The organism is Mucilaginibacter sp. P4_D1 (assembly GCF_056401935.1).
Genome location: NZ_JBFUIJ010000008.1, coordinates 77,616 through 96,504, shown reverse-complemented (window position 1 = coordinate 96,504; position 18,889 = coordinate 77,616). Strand labels below are relative to the sequence as shown.

Here is an 18,889-nt window from a genome sequence, read left to right as displayed (position 1 = left end):
CCACTCAATCAACTTAATCAGCCGTTAACTACAAACATGAAACAACTTACAGAACTACATGCCATGGTGAGCAAGGCGGTAGACGAACTTACTTTTCCGGCATATCCTACCGATCTTTACGAACCTATAAGCTATATACTTTCGCTTGGCGGTAAACGCCTACGCCCTGCCCTGTTGCTAATGGCATGCGACCTGTTTGGCGGCGACGTGGAAAAAGCGATAGAGCCTGCCCTGGCCATCGAAGTATTTCACAACTTTACGCTGATGCACGATGACATTATGGACAAGGCTCCCTTGCGCCGTGGTAAAATTACAGTGCACGAAAAATGGAACGCCAATGTAGCCATACTATCCGGCGATGCTATGATGGTAGAAGCCAACAAATTCATGATGAAGGTTGACGATGGTATTTTACGCCGGGTAATGGATGTTTTTAACGAAACTGCCACGGGTGTATGCGAAGGCYAGCAAATTGACATGAGTTTTGAGCAGCGCAATAACGTGCAGATTGACGAGTATCTGGACATGATACGGCTTAAAACCGCCGTACTATTAGGGGGAACGCTAAAAATAGGCGCAATTATTGGCGGCGCTACATTAGCCGATGCGCAATTACTGTATGATTTTGGTGTAAATGTTGGCATAGCTTTCCAGCTGCAGGATGATATCCTGGATGTTTACGGTGATCCCGAAAAATTTGGCAAGCAAGTTGGCGGTGATATATTATCCAACAAAAAAACCTACCTTCTTATTAAGGCCCTTGAACTGGCAAAAGATAGCGAGGCCACAACACTCGAAAACTGGCTGAGCATAGAACAATATAACCCCTCCGAAAAGGTCGCCGCGGTGACCGGCATCTACGATAGCCTTGACATCAGGAATTATGCCGAAGATGCTATGCGAGCCTATGCCGATGCCGCCTTTAGCGCGTTAGACCAGATCAAGCTGTCGGAAGACAGGCGACAGTATTTGAGGCAGTTTGCCGATAATTTGTTGGTGAGAGAGTATTAATTATATTTAAGGATGGAAAAGAGTATTTTGCTTTTGTTAACAGGTTTGTTATGCTCAATTTCTGTCAAGGCACAAATCCCGGCAATTGGACCGAACGATTCTACACAATATATTCTTATTTGCCCAATTGAACCCCAGCCATCATTTCCAGGTGGGTACGACGCTTTTAAACTTTTCCTGCAAAAGAACTTAAAAAACCCTGACCCGCAACTTGATGTTCAAGGTAGGGTTATCATTTCTTTTATTGTAGAAAAAAACGGCTCCCTGACTCATTTTGAAATAAAAAGAGGGTTACAGAATAAATTTAACGAAGAAGCATTAAGGGTGCTCAAACTTTCACCTAAATGGATTCCTGTTAAATTAAACGGCAAACCTATAAGATCAGGATATACAGTTCCCATAAATTTCACATTAGGCCAGTAAAACACAAAATGAAGAAAACACTCTTTGTAATATTCACGCTGATCGTCGGGACAATAGCAAACGCCCAAACCCTAACCTCCGGCGGCAAGCTCAAACCTGAGCAAGCCATTATGGACGTGCGTCATTATACAATCGCGTTAAGCGTTGATCCGGTTCAAAAAACGATAGATGGTTATACCACTATTGATGTAATCATGGCGCAGCCTACTAAGGTGTTACTTTTTGATCTGTTGGATTCCTTAACGATCAGAAACGTATTGGTTAATGGTAAAAAAGAACCTTATACTTACCAAAACAACCTCATCACCATCAATACTGCCAAGGAATTACCTACCGGCAAAGCCAGTGTTAAAGTGATATATGGTGGCAAGCCCCATGTTGCCCGTCGTCCGCCCTGGGATGATGGATTCACCTGGACGAAAGATTCTACCGGGCATGCCTGGGTTGCCATCACAGCCGAGGGAACCGGGGGCAAACTTTATTTTCCGTGCAAGGATCATCCTTCGGATGAGCCAAATGACGGTGTTGATATGCTGATAACCGTACCTAAAGACCTGGTAGTTGCCGGTCCGGGCTTACTGCAAAAAGTAACCAAAAGCGGCGATAAGACTACCTACCATTGGAAAACCAATTATAGCATCAACAACTATAGTATCCTGTTTAATGTTGGCGATTATACTGTTGTAAGCAGGCCATATAAAACCGTTAATGGAACAACTGTGCCTATCCAGTTTTATGTATTAAAGGAGGATGCCGCTAAGGCCAACCGTCACCTTGATATTTTCGAGCAAACCATCCGCATACAAGAAAAGTATTTTGGCGAGTATCCGTGGGCTAAAGAGAAAATAGGCATTGCCGAAACGCCGCACCTGGGTATGGAGCATCAAACCATGAATGCCTACGGCAACAAATTCAGGTACAGCAAACTCGGCGGCAAAGATTTTGACTGGCTGATGCATCACGAATTTGGCCATGAGTGGTGGGGCAACAAAGTAACAGCCAAGGATTGGGCCGATTACTGGATCCACGAAGGTATTTGCACCTTTGGTGATGCCATGCCCATACGCGATTTGGAAGGCGAACAAGCCTATATTAAACACTTCCAGCAAGCTGCCCTTTCATTTGGCAACAAAATCCCCTTGGTAATAGGAAAAGATATCGACGAAGAGGCAGCTTATAATGGCGACATTTACGGCAAAGGCGCTTTCTTTATGCATACTTTAAGATATATTATGGGCGACACTATCTTCTTCCCAACTATAAAAAACTTCGTTACAAGTCCTAAATACACCTACAGCAACATGGTTACTACGGCAGATGTGCAGGAATATTTTAGCAAAGCAGCCGGTATTGATTTGAAGCCTTTATTTGATCTCTATATTTATTCTGTTAATAAACTCGAAGTTCATGTAACCGCAAAACGCGGCGATAAGTACTTCATCCAGCTTCAAAATATTGACATGCCATTACCGGTTGACATTAGTGCCGATGGCCTAACCAAGCGATACACCCTGGACAAAAAGGGACTGACAATTACCAGCAAAATAATGCCTGTGATTGATCCGGATACGTATTATTTGAAGAAGCTTATTATTGAATAGATACCATTCGACATTATTGCTAAGTTCATTTGCTCATGAAAAAAACCTTAACCTTGTTAATTGTATTTATCGCAGTGTGTACCTATCGGGCCAAGGCCCAAAATACAGGTCGGGCAGATTCCGTTTACAGCATGGCAGATGTAATACCTGAATTTCCCGGAGGCGAGCGTCAGTTTTCGTCGTTCCTTGTCAAAAATATGCAATACCCGGCGAGTTGCCTCAAAAGAGGGATTAAGGGAACGGTGTTCGTAAAGATGATAATTGAAAAAGATGGAGCGGTAAAATATGCCTATTGCGTCCGCTCGGTAGATGCAGATATTGATAATGAGGCTATACGTGTTTTAAAACTCTCGCCAAAGTGGAAACCGGGAACAGTGGGTGGTAAACCTGTAAGAGTGTATTATACAGTACCAATCTCCTTTACTCCTACCGCAATAAAGCAATAAAAAAATCCCCGATCAAGTTTGACCGGGGATTTTTTATATCATCTATAAAGCTTTGCTAATTATTCAGCTGCTGCTTCTTCAGTATCAGCTTTTTTAGCTTTTGGTGCTGCTGCTTTCTTTGCTTTTGGAGCTTCTTCTGCAACAGGTGCTGCTTCAACTACCGCTGGTGCTGCTGCTACTTCGGCAACTGCTTCTGTAGCCGGAACAACTGAAACGTATGAACGGTTATCAGCTTTTTTACGGAAAACTACAATACCTTCGGCTAAAGCGAATAAAGTATGATCTCTGCCGATACCTACGTTAACGCCTGGGTTGTGTTTAGTACCACGCTGACGAACGATGATATTACCTGCAATTGCGGGCTGACCACCGAAAATTTTGATACCTAAACGTTTGCTATGCGACTCGCGGCCGTTTCTGGAACTACCGGCCCCTTTTTTGTGTGCCATTGTTTATATCTTTTATGAGCTGATAAATCGGCTCGGTTTAAAACTTTAAATTATAATGTGATACCAGTGATCTCGATCTTGGTAAATTGCTGACGGTGACCGTTTTTCTTTTTGTAACCTTTTCTACGTTTCTTTTTGAAAACGATTACTTTATCACCTTTTAAATGAGACAAGATCTTAGCCGATACTTTAGCGCCTTTCAAATCAGAACCTAATTTGAATGAACCTTCGTTTTCTGCTAACAATACACTGTCAAATTCAATACTAGCGCCCTCGTCACCTTGTAACCTGTGTACAAAGATCTGCTGGTCTTTTGCAACCTTAAATTGCTGTCCTGCTATACTTACTATTGCGTACATGTTTGTTAATTATTGTTTTAAAATTCGAGGTGCAAATATAGGGATTGGTTATTTAATAAACAACACCGCAACCTTTTATTTTTTAAGTCTTCGTTCTGCGGTTGTTAAACTTTGATCAATTTCTTTGATCAGTTGTTTATTGGCATCTATCAATTTAGGATCGCCTGCAAAGTTCGAATCAAAAACAACCCGTTTAGTTTTGGTTTTATATTTAAACTCGATGATATAACGCACCGGCTTTTCTTTGACGGTGTCACCCCTCTCGTTCGACGGAAAATCCCAGAAACCAAGGTCGGCCGCTTTATGGTGCAGGTATAACAGATCGTTATCAGTAAGTTTCACGTGCGTTTTCACCAGCGAATCTCTTTTATTAATATACTGGTAATCGCCGGCGAGGGAATTGAATTTATTCACCAGGCTATCTTTGGGCCCATAAGCGATAGATATCGATTGGAAATCGGCATATCGGTAAGGCGCATTTTTTATCATCATACCGTAGTAGTAAAAACAGTATAAAAGGAACGGAACAACAATAGTGAAGATGAGGAATATTTTTTTAGTTCTTGAAGACATTTAATTAATTATTAATTTACTGAATTATTGAGTTGGTACCATTACATCCGTCATTGCGAAGAATGAAGCAATCCCCGATGTGCAAAGCGAATTTGTATGCTTATTCTTATGTTTAAATCGGTTCCATTTCCGGTGTTTTATCAAGTTCTCCCTCCCACTTACTAACAACCGCCGTTGCCATAGCATTGCCCAAAACATTTGTCGCCGATCTACCCATATCTAACAAAGGATCAATTCCTATCAACAGGAACAATCCTGCCTCTGGGATATTAAACATTGATAGAGTTCCTGCAATAACAACCAACGATGCCCTTGGCACACCCGCAACACCCTTACTGGTAAGCATTAACACCAATAGCATGGATAACTGATGTCCAAACGACAAATGAATATCGTACGATTGCGCCAAAAACAATGATGCAAAGGTCATATACATCATGCTGCCATCCAAATTAAATGAGTACCCTAATGGTAATACGAAACTCACAATTTTGTTGCTACAGCCAAACCGCTCCAGTTCCAGCAATACTTTAGGGTAAGCAGCCTCGCTGGTTGAAGTGCTGAATGCAATAAGCATAGCATCTTTTATGTTATTAATCAGTCTGAACACAGGCTTACGTAAAACAATAAAGCCTGCTGATATTATGATAAGCCAAAGCAACACTAACGAAAAGTAGAATTCGCCAATAAATATGCCATAGGTTGATAAAACACCTAAGCCCTGCTTTGCAATTACCGCTGTTATAGCGCCAAATACGGCAACAGGGGCCAACTTCATTACATAGCCTGTTATCTTTAATATCACATGGGCAATGGCATCCATAGCTTTGATAACTATTTTACCCTGCTCGCCAATCGCTGCCGTGGCAATACCGAAAAACAAAGAGAACACCACAATCTGCAATATCTCGTTATCGGCCATTGATTTGATAAAGCTTGAGGGGAACACATGCCCGATAAATTCGGTTAATGACAGTGCCGATTTTTTGATACCGGTACTTAAATGGCTGTCTGGCAACGGCAGGTGCATAGTTTTGCCTGGCTCAAATAAGTTAACCAGCAGCATCCCTAACAATAAAGACACTAAGGTGGCACTAACGAACCAAAGCATCGTTTTGCCGCCTATCCGGCCCACTGCTTTAATATCACCAACTTTTGCCACGCCAACTACCAGCGTTGTAAACACCAGCGGCGCCACAATCATCTTTATCAAATTCAGGAAAATCTTACTTAAAATATTAAAGCCCTCAAGCTTGTCTTCTCTTAAAGTGCTGTTATCCTGCTGTAATTTAACTTCTGCTTTCCGCTGTAGCTTTAAGTTTTGAAAGCCAGCGGTTGTAGTATCCGTTGATGCCAGCAAGTTTTTATCAATGGCTTTAATGTGCGCATCCGCTGTACTTATATTGGCATTAATTTTATTGATTACGTTAGTGTTGTAAATATAACCAACTATTACACCGGCGATAAGCGCTATAAAAATGTACAGCGTCAGCTTGCTTTTTTTTTGCATGGATTTTGATCAGTCGACAAAAGTAGTGAAATAGAATCAAGAGTTAAGAATCGGAGCGGAAAGAATCAAGAGTCAAGATCAAGAGTCAAGACAGGAAAAATTAAGCTGCAAACAGATGGTTGACCCTTGACTCTTCGCCCCGCAAACACCTTCCTTCTTAATTTGTATTATCATTGAAGATTTGTGTTTTTCTTGATTCTTGGCTCTTGATTCTTGACTCTCTTAAAACATTTTGTATATATTGGCAACCAGAATTGATCATGTCTTGATTCTTGACTCTCAATTCTTGATTCTATTTATAATGACAGTTACTACCTACGGACTACAGCATATCAAAAAAGAAATTCAGCATTTGCCGCATGAGCAGTTGTCTGAGTTATTGCTTCGGCTGGCGCGTTATAAAAAAGAAAACAAAGAATTGCTGGCCTATTTGCTGTTCGAAGCCTACGATGAAGGCGCCTTTATAGAAAAAGTTAAAGCCGAAGCAGGGTTCATGTTTAGCCAGTTGCCGGCGCTGAGCTATAACGCAGCTAAAGGCATGCGTAAAATATTACGATTGTTAAGCAAATACACTAAGTTTACTGGCTCAAAAACGGCGGAGATTGAGTTTTTGTTAAATTTTTGTAGTAATTACCTGGAGTATGCCGACAGGCGCACGTCATACAAACCAATACGCCTGATATTAACCCGGCAGGTTGAAAAGGTAAAAACGCTAATAACTAAACTACATGAAGACCTGCAATATGATTTTGCCGATAGCTACAATGCATTAATTACAGATGCCGAAAAAAAATTGAACTGGTTTAAAAAGAGTGATTACCTGTTGTAACATATGTACACTAAGATAATCTAACCCATATAAATTCTATTAACAGTGGCCAACAAAGAAGCAGCATTCAAGGAAATTTATGCAGCTAATTCTAAAAAGATTTTCCATTTGTGCTATGGTTATACCGGCGACGATGACGCCGCGAATGACCTGCTACAGGAAACTTTTTTAAAAGTATGGCAAAACCTGGATAAATTTCGTAACCAGGCCATGATCTCTACCTGGATCTATCGTATTGCCGTAAACACCTGCTTAACCTACCTGCGATCGGAGAAGCGACAGGCGAAAGACGAACTTACCGAACAAATAGCTGAAACTAAACGAGAGGAGTTTTCTGAAAAGAATGAGCAGGTTGCTTTACTATACAAATGCATATCAAAACTGGAGGAATCGGAAAGAATTATAATAACATTGGTACTTGATGAAGTACCATATCCCGAAATAGCAGAGGTTTCGGGGATATCGGAGGGAAATCTGAGGGTGAAAATTTATCGTATTAAACAGAAGTTAACTGAATTATATAACCAGTATGAAAGACTTTGATCATTTGATGTCGGTTTGGCAGGGACAGCCAAAGCAAGATCAGCTTTCAGTGGATGATGTGCTGAAGCAGGTAAAGAAGGGGATTCGCGGCATAACCAACAAGTTGTATTGGACAATTGTGGCCATGGTGGCCGTTACAGTATTTGCCGCCATTGTTACATTTTTCCTGGCATTCAAGTCGGGGGTTACAACGGCGGGTATTTTAATAGTATTGCTTACCATGCTGATGTATTTGGCGCTTACCGTAAGGCACTATCACATTTTAAGCAAGCGCGACGCAACCATTAACCCGGCCGAGTATTTGGATAGCCTTAAAGAATACCAAAAAACACGGTCGAAAATTACAGGTTGGTTTTATTATATCTACATTCTATTAATCAGCGCCGGCCTGGCACTGTACTTTATCGAGGTGTTGGAAAAATCTTCCCTGGCATTTAAAATTGGCACTTATAGTTCCATCACCATCTGGTTTTTGTTTACCACTTTTTACTTAAAACCCAGGATGTTTAAAAACGAAGAAGAAAAGCTTAACCTGATGATTGATAGACTGGTTCGGTTAAAAGAACAGTTTAATTAAATAAAGTTGTAAAAAGGCTTTCATAGTGAGCCTGTCGAACCATGGTAGGCAAAGGCCTCTCCGCGCGAGTCTTCGACAGGCTCACACTGACAGGCCTCCAACCTTGAAGAACATATCGCGGTTAAGAACAAGATATGGGCAACCAATTTACTTCCCCCTGTTAATCAGCAGCTGCATCACCTGTTCCCGTAACTGCCTGCTGATAGGCACATGGTGTATTCCTACATTCAGCATATTACCATCAATGGAGTTTACCTTATCATACGCCACAAAGTACGATTTATGAGTTTGTAAAAATTTACGCTGCGGTAGCCTTTCGCCAAAAGCTTTTAATGTACTGTGGGTGATGATCTTTTTGTTGGCCGTTTGTATCACCACATAGTTCTCCATACCCTGCACAAACAACACCTCATCAAAAACAACTTTTTCAAGCTTGCCTTCGCTCTTTACAAACATGTATCCCATTTCTATACCCATACTCCCCTTTTGATCAAAATAATCTTTGGCCTTAAAGGCAGCCTTCATAAATCGCTCAAACGAGATGGGTTTTAATAGATAATCCAGCACATCAAGGTCGAAACCATCTGTGGCATATTCCTTGAACGCTGTGGTAAATATCACCTTTGGCGGATTTTGCAACGATCTTATAAATTCAACCCCTGTTAAATGCGGCATCTGGATGTCTAAAAAAAGCAGGTCGACAGGCTGTTGTTTCAGCACTTCGCTCAATTCCATTGCGTCCTCGCATTGCGCTTTTAAATCAAAAAAGCTGGTCTTTTCCACATAACCCTGCAGGCCCTTGCGCGCAAAAGGTTCATCATCGGTTATTATACAAGTTATCAAGTTCATCAATTAAATTCTATCACTAACTGTGCTGAAAAACAATTCCCTTCACAGCCAACCGTTAACCGGTGTTTATCCGGATACAACAACTGTAAACGGCGGCGTAAATTCTCTAACCCAATACCAGTATAGTTTTCGTTAGGCTGTATTTGTGCCGGTACATCATTAACTGTAGCAAAAATAAAGTCACCATTGTTAATATTTGCACTAATACTGATTTCAAAATTGCCACCCGCGTATTTAAAAGCATTTTCGACCAACGGAAGCAGTAGTAATGGGTAAATTGGCTGATCTGCTAACCTTTCATCAAAACAAACATTCAGCTTCAATTTACTGCTGGCCCTTATTTGCTGAAAGCGGATGTAGTTTTGCAGGTATTCCAATTCGTGGTTTATAGGTACCTGTTGCTGCTGATCGTAAAGTTGATATCTTAACAAACTGGAAAGCAATTCTGTACTTTGCTTGGCCGCCGGCACATCCTCATCCATCTGAAAATAAATGGTGTTTAAAGCATTAAACAAAAAGTGCGGATGGTATTGGGCTTTCAAAAACTTAAGTTCGGTTTCTAACTGATCGGTAGTCAACTTTTCCAGTTGTACTTTGTTGGCAATGTAGGCCTTTAACCATGTGCTGCTACGGGCTATGCCATAATAAATAATGGCATATAAGGTTGGTATCATGGTGAGGTCTGCCAGATCACCCCAGGATAGGCCGTCGTCAGTAAATGCAGCCATTGGAGTAAATATCAGGTTCACCAAAACCAGGTTAGCAAACACCAGTATAGTTAATTCTCTTACTACCCCCCGATAATTGAATTGCAGTGGCCAGCGCCTGTCATAAAACCGAAAGAGCCATTCAAATAAATATATGCCTGCATAGCCCACCAATACACTACAGCTCATTTCAAGGACATTTAAACCCCAGTCTCTTTTCCAAAACATTTCATCATGTTCAGTGTCATGCAGCAGCCTTACGGTAAAATATACCAGCAGGCCATACAACGCGGGGGAAATATATTTCCTGAAAAACTTCATGGGAAAAGAGTCAAAAGTTAAGAATCAAGAGTTAAGACTAAGGTCGTAATTTGATCTTGTTTAAGGTATGATAATTGTTTTTACTATGCAAATTTGCTTACCTGGCAACTCAATTTCATACCACGGATGTAGTAAGTGGTTCGCGGCTGCCAAGCTTTTCCAGTTCAGCAACATCTTCTTGATTCCTGACTCTTGGTTCTTGACTCATCTCCAAAGGTTTCATCCCAAATAAAAAGCGGGTTAAGGTATATGGACGCACCAGTAAATGATAAATAAGCATAGTTATAAAAAAGGTGATCCCAACTGTATAAATATATTTCGACAGGATACTTTCATTTGGCGCCTGTACAATGTAATAAACCAGCAGCACTATCACAGTTTGGTGAAGAATATAAAAAGGATACACAGCCTGGTTTAAATAACTTAAAACTTTATGAGTGCGGTTAAGATATTGTTTGCCATAGCCAACCAAAGCCAATACCCATCCCCAGGCAATTATTGGCCTTAAAGCAGTAAAAGCATAACTAAACAATATATTTTGAAATGGCCAGCGGGCGTGTAAAGGCTCGATTCCATTCCACCTCAGGCATTCCCATAACATGAGGCTCAAAAAGCCAATAGTTAAAGCAAAACGCCGGTTCCGTTGCAGGCTATCCATTAGTTTGGGCTGTACAATACATATAAAGCCGGCCAAAACAAAAAACAGCCAGTAAACAAAATAGCATCCGTCGTGAATTAAGTCGTTTGTTTCGGGTAATTGCCAGCTTAAAAATGTAAACCAAATGATACCCGGCAACATGAGCAGGTAAATCCATTTACCCTTAGCCAGGACCGCGAGTTTAGTTTTAAAGCCATCACTTTTGGGCGAGACCATCCATGCAAATACCGGGGCAAATATTAAATCGTAAATAAATAGGTAAGCAATAAACCATAGGTGATGCCAGCTGAAACTGCCTTTGGGATAAGGCACAAAATTAAATACACTTGCATAAAAGTGCCAGTAGCTGCCGTGATAGCCATTTGCCAGCCGCTCCATATAAATTTGAGGCGGCACAATGATAAACATGCCCACCAGTAATGGAATAAATAGCCTGCGGAAACGTAAGCCGATGAAGTTTAAAGTAGATCGCCGCTGCATCATGTAGTAACTCACGGTACCAGAAATAAAAAAGAGCAGCGGCATGCGAAAAAGGTGCAAAAAGTGATTTGATTCCATCATTAGGTTACTGGTTTGGGCGTTTTTTATATGCCAGTTATCCTCGGCCACATAGGGCATGGCCGAATGAAAAAATAATACGCCGATGATTGATATGATTCGTAACCAATCGAGGTAAGTTTGTCGTTGTGTGGATTGCATGATCGTTTTGTTTTTTTATCAAAGGAAACAAAGCCGGCGCAATCAATATAAATACTTTGACCAATGGTAAAAAACCTTTGACGAACTGTGACTAAGAGCGAATGTAAGATATAAGATTTAAGATGCCTAACGTCGCAGAACGCTACTGCGACAATAAAAAACGAAAATTACTGGAGTCAACTATCTGTTTAGCAACAACCCTAAAATATATTGGGCGTACCATCTGGCCAGATAATCATTAGGGTGGTTAATGTTGTTACCGGTCATATCCTGGTAAGTTTTATGCTTTAACAATTCAGAGTGTACACCTGTAATATCGGCAACAACTATACCTTTTCCTGCCAGTTTATCCAGTTCCGCCTTATAGAGTACCTGAAAACCGCTGAAAACCGAGGCCGGGTTAGCAAGCATCGGCGCTATCAGAATAAATTCCGCTTTTGCATTGGCCAACCTAACCGAATCTATGATCCCCCTAATCTGTTCCCTGTACACCGGGGGGGCTATCTTCGCAGTCCCGTCGTTCATCCCAAACCCAATTACTACCAGGTCTGGGTTTTCTGCCATTACCCGGCGGCGTACAGAGTCCTGTCCCCATTTTGCCGCACGGCCAGCTACCGAGGTATTGGCAAAGGCAATGTGATTCCCGTAAGTTGCTTTCAGGCTACTAATCACCAGTTCTGGCCATACAGGCATATAGGGTGGTGTTTTTTCCAGGCCACTGGCGTTATAACCTACTTCTATGCTGTTACCATAAAAAACTACCTTAAGGCCAGTTTGGTTTTTCAATTTAACAAGCGTATTTGGCAGCAGCAATCCGGCAAACCTGGGCACCGGCCCTTTCCAGTTTCGCCGCTTTTCAGGGAGGTACGAAACCAATATTTGCCTTGAACTGAAAAACGGACCTTCGCTAAAAAGCACGTGGGTGCCTGGCACTTTACCCGCCATAGAACGCCCCGGTCTGGCTTTATCAAAAATCAGGTCTCCCGGGCTAAAGTAAGGAACAAATGAGCCTTCCGGGATAACCAGGTTACCGTTGTATTCAGTCCAGTCCTTTCCTTTAATATATTCCTTGCTGTAATTGGCGGCTTTTACCGATATTATTTTAGTAGGCTTAAAAAGCAGTCTCGTACTGAAATTGGCCTGATCCTTCATCACCTGTACAGATTCATCTACAATGGTATCAGCCGTCCAAAACGGTTTGGTATATGCCTGCAGGTCGATGTATCCTTTCCAATCGGTTGCATTATCTGCACCAAACCATTGCTTAAATACTTTTGTCACTGCTCCGGCAATAACAGCGTTTCCCTGGTCCGAAGGATGTAAACCGTCGTATGTTAACCCGATGGCCTCCTTAGGATAAGGGTAATCATCTGTAGCAGCATTAAAAGGGACGTTGGTAAATTCCGGGTAAACGTAATTCTTGTAAGAGCCCAATACCGGGTTTTTAAGGCGTTTAAATTTAACCAGGTTCTCTATTGCCAACCGGCTGTCATGGTAAAGGTCAACCACCGGAATTTGTTCCCAGCGGCCGATAGAATCTATAGCGTTCACAAGCATTTCCAGCGATTGGCCATTCTTAGTGCGATAGCTGCCAAAGGCATTATTTCGCTGATCGTTAATATACACGAAGTCAACCCTTTGCATGGGAGTTATCAGCATAATTTTTGCATCGGGGTTTAAGCTACGCAGCTTATTGATAATAATGCGGAACGAGCCGTAAACGGTAGCATTGCCTTTACCGGCTTTATAATCGTCCGGGCTGCCAACAGGCCTTCCCTGCCACCAGTCGTTAGTTCCCAAAAAAACAGTGTAAACATCCGCTACCGGAATTCCAAGGCTGTCTATGTTTTGTGCGATACCGCCCGATGTCCAGCCGTTAAAGCCCTTATTAATATAATTCAAACCGGTTAACTGCTCGGTCACGCCGGTTAGGTATCCCCTGGTTACCCGGTTACCCGTTTCATTAAGATGATCGTTTAGATAAGTGATTGAGTCACCTATGGCCACCCAGGTCAACTCCCTGGGTTTGTAAGCGCTCAGGATCATGAATATGGGTACCAACAATAGCAATGGTCTTATTTGTTTCATCACGGCGGGAGTAATTACAGGTTTACCAGAAGTACAAGCGCTAAATTAACCGTTTTTTTTAGCAAACTGTCCTTAACTGTATCTTCTTCCTTTTAGAGCCTAACCCTTCAAAAACGGGTTAAAATTCCTCGTGCCTATCTCCATGCCCGATGCCCGGCAAATAGTTTTATCACCAAATTTAAAGTTGATATTATCCATTGCCTGGTATAAGCGGATGCGTTCCTCATTATCTTCAAACAGGTTAATCTGATAGCGGCCGCTTGCGAGGTTACTTAACCTTACCCCTATCAGCCTGATGGGCCGGTGCTGGTTCCACGCTTTTTTCAGCAGGTTTTTGACGCCGGGCAACAGAATATGCTCGGCCGCGGTAAGGGCTATCTTTTGCTGCTGGGTGTGGGTTTCAAAGTTGGCATACCTTATTTTGATAGCCAGGCACGATGCCAGTTTATTTTCACGCCGCAGTTTTGACGATAGTTCTTCCGTCATCGAAACAAGGATGGTTTCAATGGTCCGTTGGTCGTTTACATTGATATCGAAAGTATGCTCTGTCGATATAGATTTACGATCAGAATGGGGCACAATCTCGCTATGATCTATCCCATGCGCTTTTTCCCAAAGAAAAATCCCTGCTTTGCCAAAAACAGTTTCTAAAAACTTAAGGTCAGCGCGTTGCAGGTCGCCAATTTTTTCAATACCGTATTGATATAGCTTTTGAGCTGTGCTTTCGCCAAGGCCGGGAATTTTGCCGATAGGCAATGGAGCCAGGAATTTTAATTCTTCGCCATGCTTAATAAATAGCTGACCGTTTGGTTTTGACGCATTGGTAGCCATTTTTGCCACCGTTTTGCCTGATGCCATCCCAAATGAAATAGGTAGCCCCGTTTCTTTAATAACACGTTGCCTAAGGTTTGATGCTACCTGGTAACAATCATAAAACCTATCCATGCCGGTAAGGTCGATATAAAACTCGTCAACCGATGATTTTTGGAATAGCGGTACCGAGTCGTGGATGATATCTGTAACTTCTTTGGACGCCTCAGAATAGCGGCCATGGGAACCACGTACTATCGTGGCATGCGGGCAAAGCTTCATGGCCTGTTTCATTGGCATGGCCGAGTGGATACCAAATTTACGGGCTTCATAACTACAAGAGGCAACCACACCCCTATCTGCCGAGCCACCAATAAGCACAGGAATACCAATAAGCGCTGGGTTAAACTTACGCTCTACCGACACAAAAAATGAATCGAGATCGATGTGTACGATATGTCGTTTTTGATCCACGAAACAAATTTGCTAATTAAATTGGTATTTTACTAATAATATTAGTATTTTTGATTAACAGAATTTAGAACATGAGGATGTACGAAGATCATTTAATGCTGCTTTCGCCACCGAAGATAATCAGGGCCGAAATTGCCCGCTATAAAAAGGCATCGGCAAGGCTCATTGGAGATTATCAAGGTATGAACTCGCCTGCTCATATTTCAATCCAGCATAAGGAACGTCAAAAGCMGTTCATGACTGATAGAAACATTGACTTGTTAGAAACAGAATTGAGAAGCTTGCCGCCCGTATTACTGCATATCGATGGATTTGGAAATTTCCCGCATGTGCACGGCAAATTTACCATATACGCCAATATACGGTCGACACCAGCTGTTGACGATTGGTTTGGCCAGCTAAAGAAAAAACTAAAAATAAAAAAGGCGCTTACGCCGCATATAACCATTGCCAGGAATATAGCAGAAAAAGATTTTAACGATTTATGGCCTCATTTCAGGCATAAAAAGCTGGTTGAGCCATTCTGGATAAACGCGCTTACCATAGTTAAACGCGATACGTTTGCCCCATATGCCAAATGGGAGTTTTTTAAAGCCTTTGAATTTAAAAATCAGCAAGGCTTTATTGGTACCGAAAACATTGAAGCCGGCCGGATTGAAATGGTCGGCCAGGATCAGACCAGTTTATTTGAAACAATTTAATCAGCAATTATATGAATTCGCCATTTTTTCACTTCGTATTGTCCTTGCCCGATCATGTTAATACCGAGATTGTTAAATTAAAAAATGAAGCCCGGCGGGTAATCGGCGATTACCCGGGCATGGGGTCAAAGCCCCATATAACTACCAACAATTATCCAAAGCACCCCATTCATGTACATGACCATGGCTTTTCGATGTTTGAGCGCAGGTTAACGGCTTTACCGGCAGTTGTTTTTGAGATAGATGGCTTTGATTGTTTTAACGAAAACAACGGCTATAACAAAACCATTTACGCAAAGCTTAAGATAAGCGACCATAACACCTACTGGCTTAAATTATTGTGGGATATAGTAGGCAAAGGCAGCGGAACACCGCACATTACCATAGCACGCGGACTTACCCCCGAACAGTTTAATTTACTTTGGCCCTATTTTCAAAGGAAAGAGTTGAAAAAGAGGTTTGTGGTATCAAAATTCACCATTTTAAAAAACCTGGTTAATTCCGGTTCGTCGGTTTATCGCGAATTTGAGTTTAAAGGTTCTCCAGATTCATTAAACAGTGTTTACCAGGATTATTTAATGCGGCATTTAAAAAACACAGCTGTCGTTAATAAACAAACCAGTCTTTTTTAACTTGAATATGAGCCTTAAATATTATCTGACTGTATTGTCTCCGCCAGATCGTATTGATCAAAAGATAAACGCCTTTAAAAAAGCGTGTTTTAACCRCATAGGTAATTTCCAGGGGATGAATTCGCGTGCGCATATTACCTTGGATGTTAACAGCGATGAGGTCGATCCCGGCTCACAGAAACCAAAACTTATCGGACCTTTTTATGATATGGTCGATTTTATTATCAGGCGCACTGTCATTGTGCATAACATCAGGATCATAGGGTTTAACTTTTTTTCGCATGGGCCGGCCTTCCGTACCATTTATGCCGAAATAGAATTGGATAAAGAAACATCCGATTGGTTTACCGCCATTAAGGATTTATTGATGATAAAAAAGCTTCATCCACACATTACCATTGCGCGTAAAATACCGATAGAAGCATTTAACATCCTGTGGCCCCATTTTGTAAAAATTGAATACAAAGATGAGTTTTTAGCCGATGGCATAACTGTGCTGGAAAAAGAGGCCGACACCAAATTTGATAGCTATAAAGTATATAAAAAAATCCCTTTCGACAGAAAGCTGGCCGTGGCATAAACACTCATATTGAATAAAAAAACCTAAACCTTAACATAAAACCTTGTTGGCTTTAAACCTATAACMTTTTATCAATTATTACTTAACCCTAAAAATTTCACAATGAAAAAAATTTACCTCCTGGCTATTTTAGCCGCCGGCATTACACTTTCTGCGAGTGCCCAAAAATTAGAAAAACCAGAGATCGATAAGATCAAAGGAGACACCACGTGGAAAACATCTGATGAAAGAATTTACACACAATTGGGCTTTGCAACAGGCAGGCTATTATATGTTTACGCAGAGAAAATAGGAACAAGTTACGTGCTATGTTTCAGGATAGATAATATGAATGGTCCCCGGTTATGGTCTGTAGGTCCGGCTAACATTACCAATATTAAGTTTACTGATAACAGCGTACTGGACTTAAAACCAGATGCTGGCGGTGATGCCCATGTAACTTACGGCTCGCAGGCCGACCGGGTTATTAACCTTGTATATTATAAGCTGGAAAAAGATGATATCGAAACGTTGAAAACCAAATCAGTTTCAATTATCCGGATCGCGACTGATGGTGCCGCTAATTTCGATTACGAGATCAAACCAAAAAACGCTGATCTGATCAAAAAAGATCTTGAATTGATATTAACAAAGTAAAAAATAAAGGGGGGCGGTTAAATAACCGCCTTTTCTATTTTTGCCCGTCAAAAAAACGCAGTAAATTTTTAAAATACGCAGTTTTCCCGCATTCAAGGTTGACGAAGAGCAGGGGTTTATGCCCGATGTAACCCACAACGGGCAACAAACAACAATCTATTCCTTTAGCTATCAGCGGCTAAGCCTTTTTTAACAATTTATTAACCTGATACGCATCCTTTTTCTATATTTGCCCCGGGGTAAGTCTTTTACGGCCAGCTCCTCTTGAACTCCCCCAGGGTGGGAACACAGCAAGGGTAGAGAGTTGAGCGGCGCGATAAAAGTAGCTTACCCTTTTTTTGTGCCTATATTTTTCCCGGCAAAAGCATGTTCACCTGGATAACCAAAAGGAAACTAATCCGAAATCACTCCACAATTCTCTCTCAAAAACTGCCTATCTTAGCGGCATGCTCGATATACTCATTATAGGTGGCGGCCCCATAGGTTTAGCTTGCGGACTGGCAGCCCAAAAAGCAGGTTTAAGTTTTGTAATCGTCGAAAAAGGCTGCCTGGTAAACTCGTTATATAACTACCCTTCAACCATGACCTTTTTCTCAACTTCTGAGAAATTAGAGATTGGTGGCGTACCTTTTGTAACCGTTCATAACAAACCTACCCGTAATGATGCTTTGGAATATTACCGCAGGGTTGCACTATCCAACAACCTTCCGCTCCATTTATTTGAGGAGGTAACCAATGTAAAAGCCGAAGACGATGTCTACACTATAACAACAAGTAAAGCAATCTACCGGGCAAAAAAGGTTATCGTATCTACCGGCTTTTATGACATCGCGGTTAATTTAAATATCGCCGGCGAGAACCTTCCCAAAGTAAAACACTATTACCAGGACCCGCATTATTATACTTTGCAAAAAGTAGTGGTTGTTGGCTCCAGCAACTCGGCTATCGATGTGGCTCTGGAAACTTACCGCAAGGGTGCCGACGTTACCATTGTGGTGCGTGGGCCGGAAATTAGCAGCCGGGTTAAATACTGGGTACGGCCTGACATCATTAACCGGATAAAAGAAGGCAGCATTAAAGCTTATTTCAACTCCAATCTTGAGGCTATCCGCGAACATGAGGTTGATATCAAAACACCCGATGGATTAATTACAATACCCAACAACTTTGTAATGGCCATGACCGGCTATAAACCCAATTTCGATTTCCTGAAAAAACTGGGCATTATCCTGTCCGAAGATAAATTCATCCCCCAATACAATCCCGAAACTATGGAAACCAACCTGCCGGGTTTATACCTTGCAGGCGTTGTTTGCGGCGGCTTAGACACTCACCTTTGGTTTATTGAAAACTCGCGGGTGCACGCCGATATGATATTGCATGACATCGTAGCAAAAAGTAAAATAAACTAAT

The 18,889-nt window shown here is 41.7% G+C and carries 21 protein-coding genes and 1 other RNA gene; 13 read left to right on the top strand and 9 right to left on the bottom strand.

Annotated features, from left to right (window positions below):
* Positions 1-36: 36 nt before the first annotated feature.
* Genes AC1DV1_RS10015 through AC1DV1_RS10000 form a run of 4 tightly spaced genes read left to right on the top strand, consistent with a single transcriptional unit; the run spans position 37 to position 3,481 of the window.
* Entirely contained in the window at positions 37-1,011 is a 975-nt protein-coding gene (locus AC1DV1_RS10015) for a polyprenyl synthetase family protein (protein ID WP_477358301.1), read from the top strand.
* 12 nt (positions 1,012-1,023) lie between these two features.
* Entirely contained in the window at positions 1,024-1,434 is a 411-nt protein-coding gene (locus AC1DV1_RS10010) for an energy transducer TonB (protein WP_477358298.1), read from the top strand.
* A gap of 8 nt (positions 1,435-1,442) precedes the next feature.
* Positions 1,443-3,035, top strand: coding sequence for a M1 family metallopeptidase (locus AC1DV1_RS10005; protein WP_477358296.1), 1,593 nt, complete (start codon positions 1,443-1,445; stop codon positions 3,033-3,035).
* 35 nt (positions 3,036-3,070) lie between these two features.
* Complete coding sequence (locus AC1DV1_RS10000) at positions 3,071-3,481, top strand: energy transducer TonB (RefSeq protein ID WP_477358294.1); 411 nt, start codon at positions 3,071-3,073, stop codon at positions 3,479-3,481.
* 59 nt (positions 3,482-3,540) lie between these two features.
* Here the strand turns inward: AC1DV1_RS10000 and rpmA are convergent, their stop codons facing one another.
* The 4 genes from rpmA to AC1DV1_RS09980 all read right to left on the bottom strand — a co-directional run bounded on the left by rpmA (position 3,541) and on the right by AC1DV1_RS09980 (position 6,372).
* On the bottom strand, positions 3,541-3,930 hold the full coding sequence (gene rpmA / locus AC1DV1_RS09995) for a 50S ribosomal protein L27 (protein WP_090650785.1): 390 nt from the start codon (positions 3,928-3,930) through the stop codon (positions 3,541-3,543).
* Between the two features lie 50 nt (positions 3,931-3,980).
* Positions 3,981-4,289 carry a 50S ribosomal protein L21 gene (gene rplU / locus AC1DV1_RS09990; RefSeq protein ID WP_090650782.1) on the bottom strand — a complete coding sequence of 103 codons (309 nt, stop codon included), beginning with the start codon at positions 4,287-4,289 and terminating at the stop codon, positions 3,981-3,983.
* A 75-nt stretch (positions 4,290-4,364) separates the two neighbouring features.
* Entirely contained in the window at positions 4,365-4,862 is a 498-nt protein-coding gene (locus AC1DV1_RS09985) for a hypothetical protein (RefSeq protein WP_477358292.1), read from the bottom strand.
* Positions 4,863-4,974: 112 nt separating this feature from the next.
* Positions 4,975-6,372 (bottom strand): dicarboxylate/amino acid:cation symporter, encoded by a 1,398-nt coding sequence (locus AC1DV1_RS09980; RefSeq protein WP_477358290.1) that lies wholly within the window; start codon positions 6,370-6,372, stop codon positions 4,975-4,977.
* Between the two features lie 301 nt (positions 6,373-6,673).
* Between AC1DV1_RS09980 and AC1DV1_RS09975 the strand changes: the two genes are divergently transcribed.
* From AC1DV1_RS09975 to AC1DV1_RS09965, 3 genes are read left to right on the top strand one after another with little or no spacing between them, the layout of a single operon-like run.
* Positions 6,674-7,201, top strand: coding sequence for a hypothetical protein (locus AC1DV1_RS09975; RefSeq protein WP_477358287.1), 528 nt, complete (start codon positions 6,674-6,676; stop codon positions 7,199-7,201).
* 45 nt (positions 7,202-7,246) lie between these two features.
* On the top strand, positions 7,247-7,744 hold the full coding sequence (locus tag AC1DV1_RS09970) for an RNA polymerase sigma factor (protein ID WP_147060001.1): 498 nt from the start codon (positions 7,247-7,249) through the stop codon (positions 7,742-7,744).
* Positions 7,731-8,321, top strand: a complete 591-nt coding sequence (locus AC1DV1_RS09965; RefSeq protein WP_477358285.1) for a hypothetical protein — start codon at positions 7,731-7,733, stop codon at positions 8,319-8,321. Before AC1DV1_RS09970 ends, AC1DV1_RS09965 begins: the two co-directional genes overlap by 14 nt.
* A 147-nt stretch (positions 8,322-8,468) precedes the next feature.
* Here the strand turns inward: AC1DV1_RS09965 and AC1DV1_RS09960 are convergent, their stop codons facing one another.
* The 5 genes from AC1DV1_RS09960 to dinB form a co-directional block, all read right to left on the bottom strand.
* Complete coding sequence (locus AC1DV1_RS09960) at positions 8,469-9,170, bottom strand: LytR/AlgR family response regulator transcription factor (RefSeq protein WP_477358283.1); 702 nt, start codon at positions 9,168-9,170, stop codon at positions 8,469-8,471.
* Positions 9,170-10,198, bottom strand: coding sequence for a sensor histidine kinase (locus AC1DV1_RS09955; RefSeq protein ID WP_477358281.1), 1,029 nt, complete (start codon positions 10,196-10,198; stop codon positions 9,170-9,172). The genes AC1DV1_RS09960 and AC1DV1_RS09955 overlap by 1 nt, the downstream gene beginning before the upstream one ends.
* A gap of 115 nt (positions 10,199-10,313) precedes the next feature.
* Complete coding sequence (locus tag AC1DV1_RS09950) at positions 10,314-11,555, bottom strand: acyltransferase family protein (RefSeq protein ID WP_477358279.1); 1,242 nt, start codon at positions 11,553-11,555, stop codon at positions 10,314-10,316.
* 180 nt (positions 11,556-11,735) lie between these two features.
* Positions 11,736-13,643, bottom strand: a complete 1,908-nt coding sequence (locus AC1DV1_RS09945) for an SGNH/GDSL hydrolase family protein (RefSeq protein ID WP_477358276.1) — start codon at positions 13,641-13,643, stop codon at positions 11,736-11,738.
* 99 nt (positions 13,644-13,742) lie between these two features.
* Entirely contained in the window at positions 13,743-14,927 is a 1,185-nt protein-coding gene (gene dinB, locus AC1DV1_RS09940) for a DNA polymerase IV (protein WP_477358274.1), read from the bottom strand.
* 71 nt (positions 14,928-14,998) lie between these two features.
* Here dinB and AC1DV1_RS09935 point away from each other — a divergent pair, with 71 nt between their 5' ends.
* The 6 genes from AC1DV1_RS09935 to AC1DV1_RS09910 all read left to right on the top strand — a co-directional run bounded on the left by AC1DV1_RS09935 (position 14,999) and on the right by AC1DV1_RS09910 (position 18,888).
* Positions 14,999-15,628: a 2'-5' RNA ligase family protein gene (locus tag AC1DV1_RS09935; RefSeq protein WP_477358272.1), complete on the top strand. Its 630-nt coding sequence runs from the start codon at positions 14,999-15,001 to the stop codon at positions 15,626-15,628.
* Positions 15,629-15,639: 11 nt separating this feature from the next.
* Positions 15,640-16,260, top strand: coding sequence for a 2'-5' RNA ligase family protein (locus AC1DV1_RS09930; protein ID WP_477358270.1), 621 nt, complete (start codon positions 15,640-15,642; stop codon positions 16,258-16,260).
* Positions 16,261-16,267: 7 nt separating this feature from the next.
* Complete coding sequence (locus AC1DV1_RS09925) at positions 16,268-16,840, top strand: 2'-5' RNA ligase family protein (RefSeq protein WP_477358268.1); 573 nt, start codon at positions 16,268-16,270, stop codon at positions 16,838-16,840.
* A gap of 102 nt (positions 16,841-16,942) precedes the next feature.
* Positions 16,943-17,476: a hypothetical protein gene (locus AC1DV1_RS09920; RefSeq protein ID WP_477358266.1), complete on the top strand. Its 534-nt coding sequence runs from the start codon at positions 16,943-16,945 to the stop codon at positions 17,474-17,476.
* Between the two features lie 237 nt (positions 17,477-17,713).
* Positions 17,714-17,812, top strand: an RNA gene (ffs, locus tag AC1DV1_RS09915) — signal recognition particle sRNA small type.
* Between the two features lie 110 nt (positions 17,813-17,922).
* Positions 17,923-18,888 (top strand): YpdA family putative bacillithiol disulfide reductase, encoded by a 966-nt coding sequence (locus tag AC1DV1_RS09910; protein ID WP_477358264.1) that lies wholly within the window; start codon positions 17,923-17,925, stop codon positions 18,886-18,888.
* Position 18,889 lies beyond the last annotated feature (1 nt).

Excerpts from the sequence above, each read along its gene's own strand:
- rplU (WP_090650782.1), bottom strand. The coding sequence starts at position 4,289 with ATGTACGCAATAGTAAGTATAGCAGGACAGCAATTTAAGGTTGCAAAA.
- AC1DV1_RS09920 (WP_477358266.1), top strand. The coding sequence starts at position 16,943 with ATGAAAAAAATTTACCTCCTGGCTATTTTAGCCGCCGGCATTACACTT.
- AC1DV1_RS09930 (WP_477358270.1), top strand. The coding sequence starts at position 15,640 with ATGAATTCGCCATTTTTTCACTTCGTATTGTCCTTGCCCGATCATGTT.
- AC1DV1_RS10005 (WP_477358296.1), top strand. The coding sequence starts at position 1,443 with ATGAAGAAAACACTCTTTGTAATATTCACGCTGATCGTCGGGACAATA.
- AC1DV1_RS09955 (WP_477358281.1), bottom strand. The coding sequence starts at position 10,198 with ATGAAGTTTTTCAGGAAATATATTTCCCCCGCGTTGTATGGCCTGCTG.
- AC1DV1_RS09950 (WP_477358279.1), bottom strand. The coding sequence starts at position 11,555 with ATGCAATCCACACAACGACAAACTTACCTCGATTGGTTACGAATCATA.
- AC1DV1_RS10000 (WP_477358294.1), top strand. The coding sequence starts at position 3,071 with ATGAAAAAAACCTTAACCTTGTTAATTGTATTTATCGCAGTGTGTACC.
- rpmA (WP_090650785.1), bottom strand. The coding sequence starts at position 3,930 with ATGGCACACAAAAAAGGGGCCGGTAGTTCCAGAAACGGCCGCGAGTCG.
- AC1DV1_RS09980 (WP_477358290.1), bottom strand. The coding sequence starts at position 6,372 with ATGCAAAAAAAAAGCAAGCTGACGCTGTACATTTTTATAGCGCTTATC.
- AC1DV1_RS09960 (WP_477358283.1), bottom strand. The coding sequence starts at position 9,170 with ATGAACTTGATAACTTGTATAATAACCGATGATGAACCTTTTGCGCGC.
- AC1DV1_RS09975 (WP_477358287.1), top strand. The coding sequence starts at position 6,674 with ATGACAGTTACTACCTACGGACTACAGCATATCAAAAAAGAAATTCAG.
- AC1DV1_RS09965 (WP_477358285.1), top strand. The coding sequence starts at position 7,731 with ATGAAAGACTTTGATCATTTGATGTCGGTTTGGCAGGGACAGCCAAAG.
- AC1DV1_RS09910 (WP_477358264.1), top strand. The coding sequence starts at position 17,923 with ATGCTCGATATACTCATTATAGGTGGCGGCCCCATAGGTTTAGCTTGC.
- AC1DV1_RS09945 (WP_477358276.1), bottom strand. The coding sequence starts at position 13,643 with ATGAAACAAATAAGACCATTGCTATTGTTGGTACCCATATTCATGATC.
- AC1DV1_RS09985 (WP_477358292.1), bottom strand. The coding sequence starts at position 4,862 with ATGTCTTCAAGAACTAAAAAAATATTCCTCATCTTCACTATTGTTGTT.
- AC1DV1_RS10010 (WP_477358298.1), top strand. The coding sequence starts at position 1,024 with ATGGAAAAGAGTATTTTGCTTTTGTTAACAGGTTTGTTATGCTCAATT.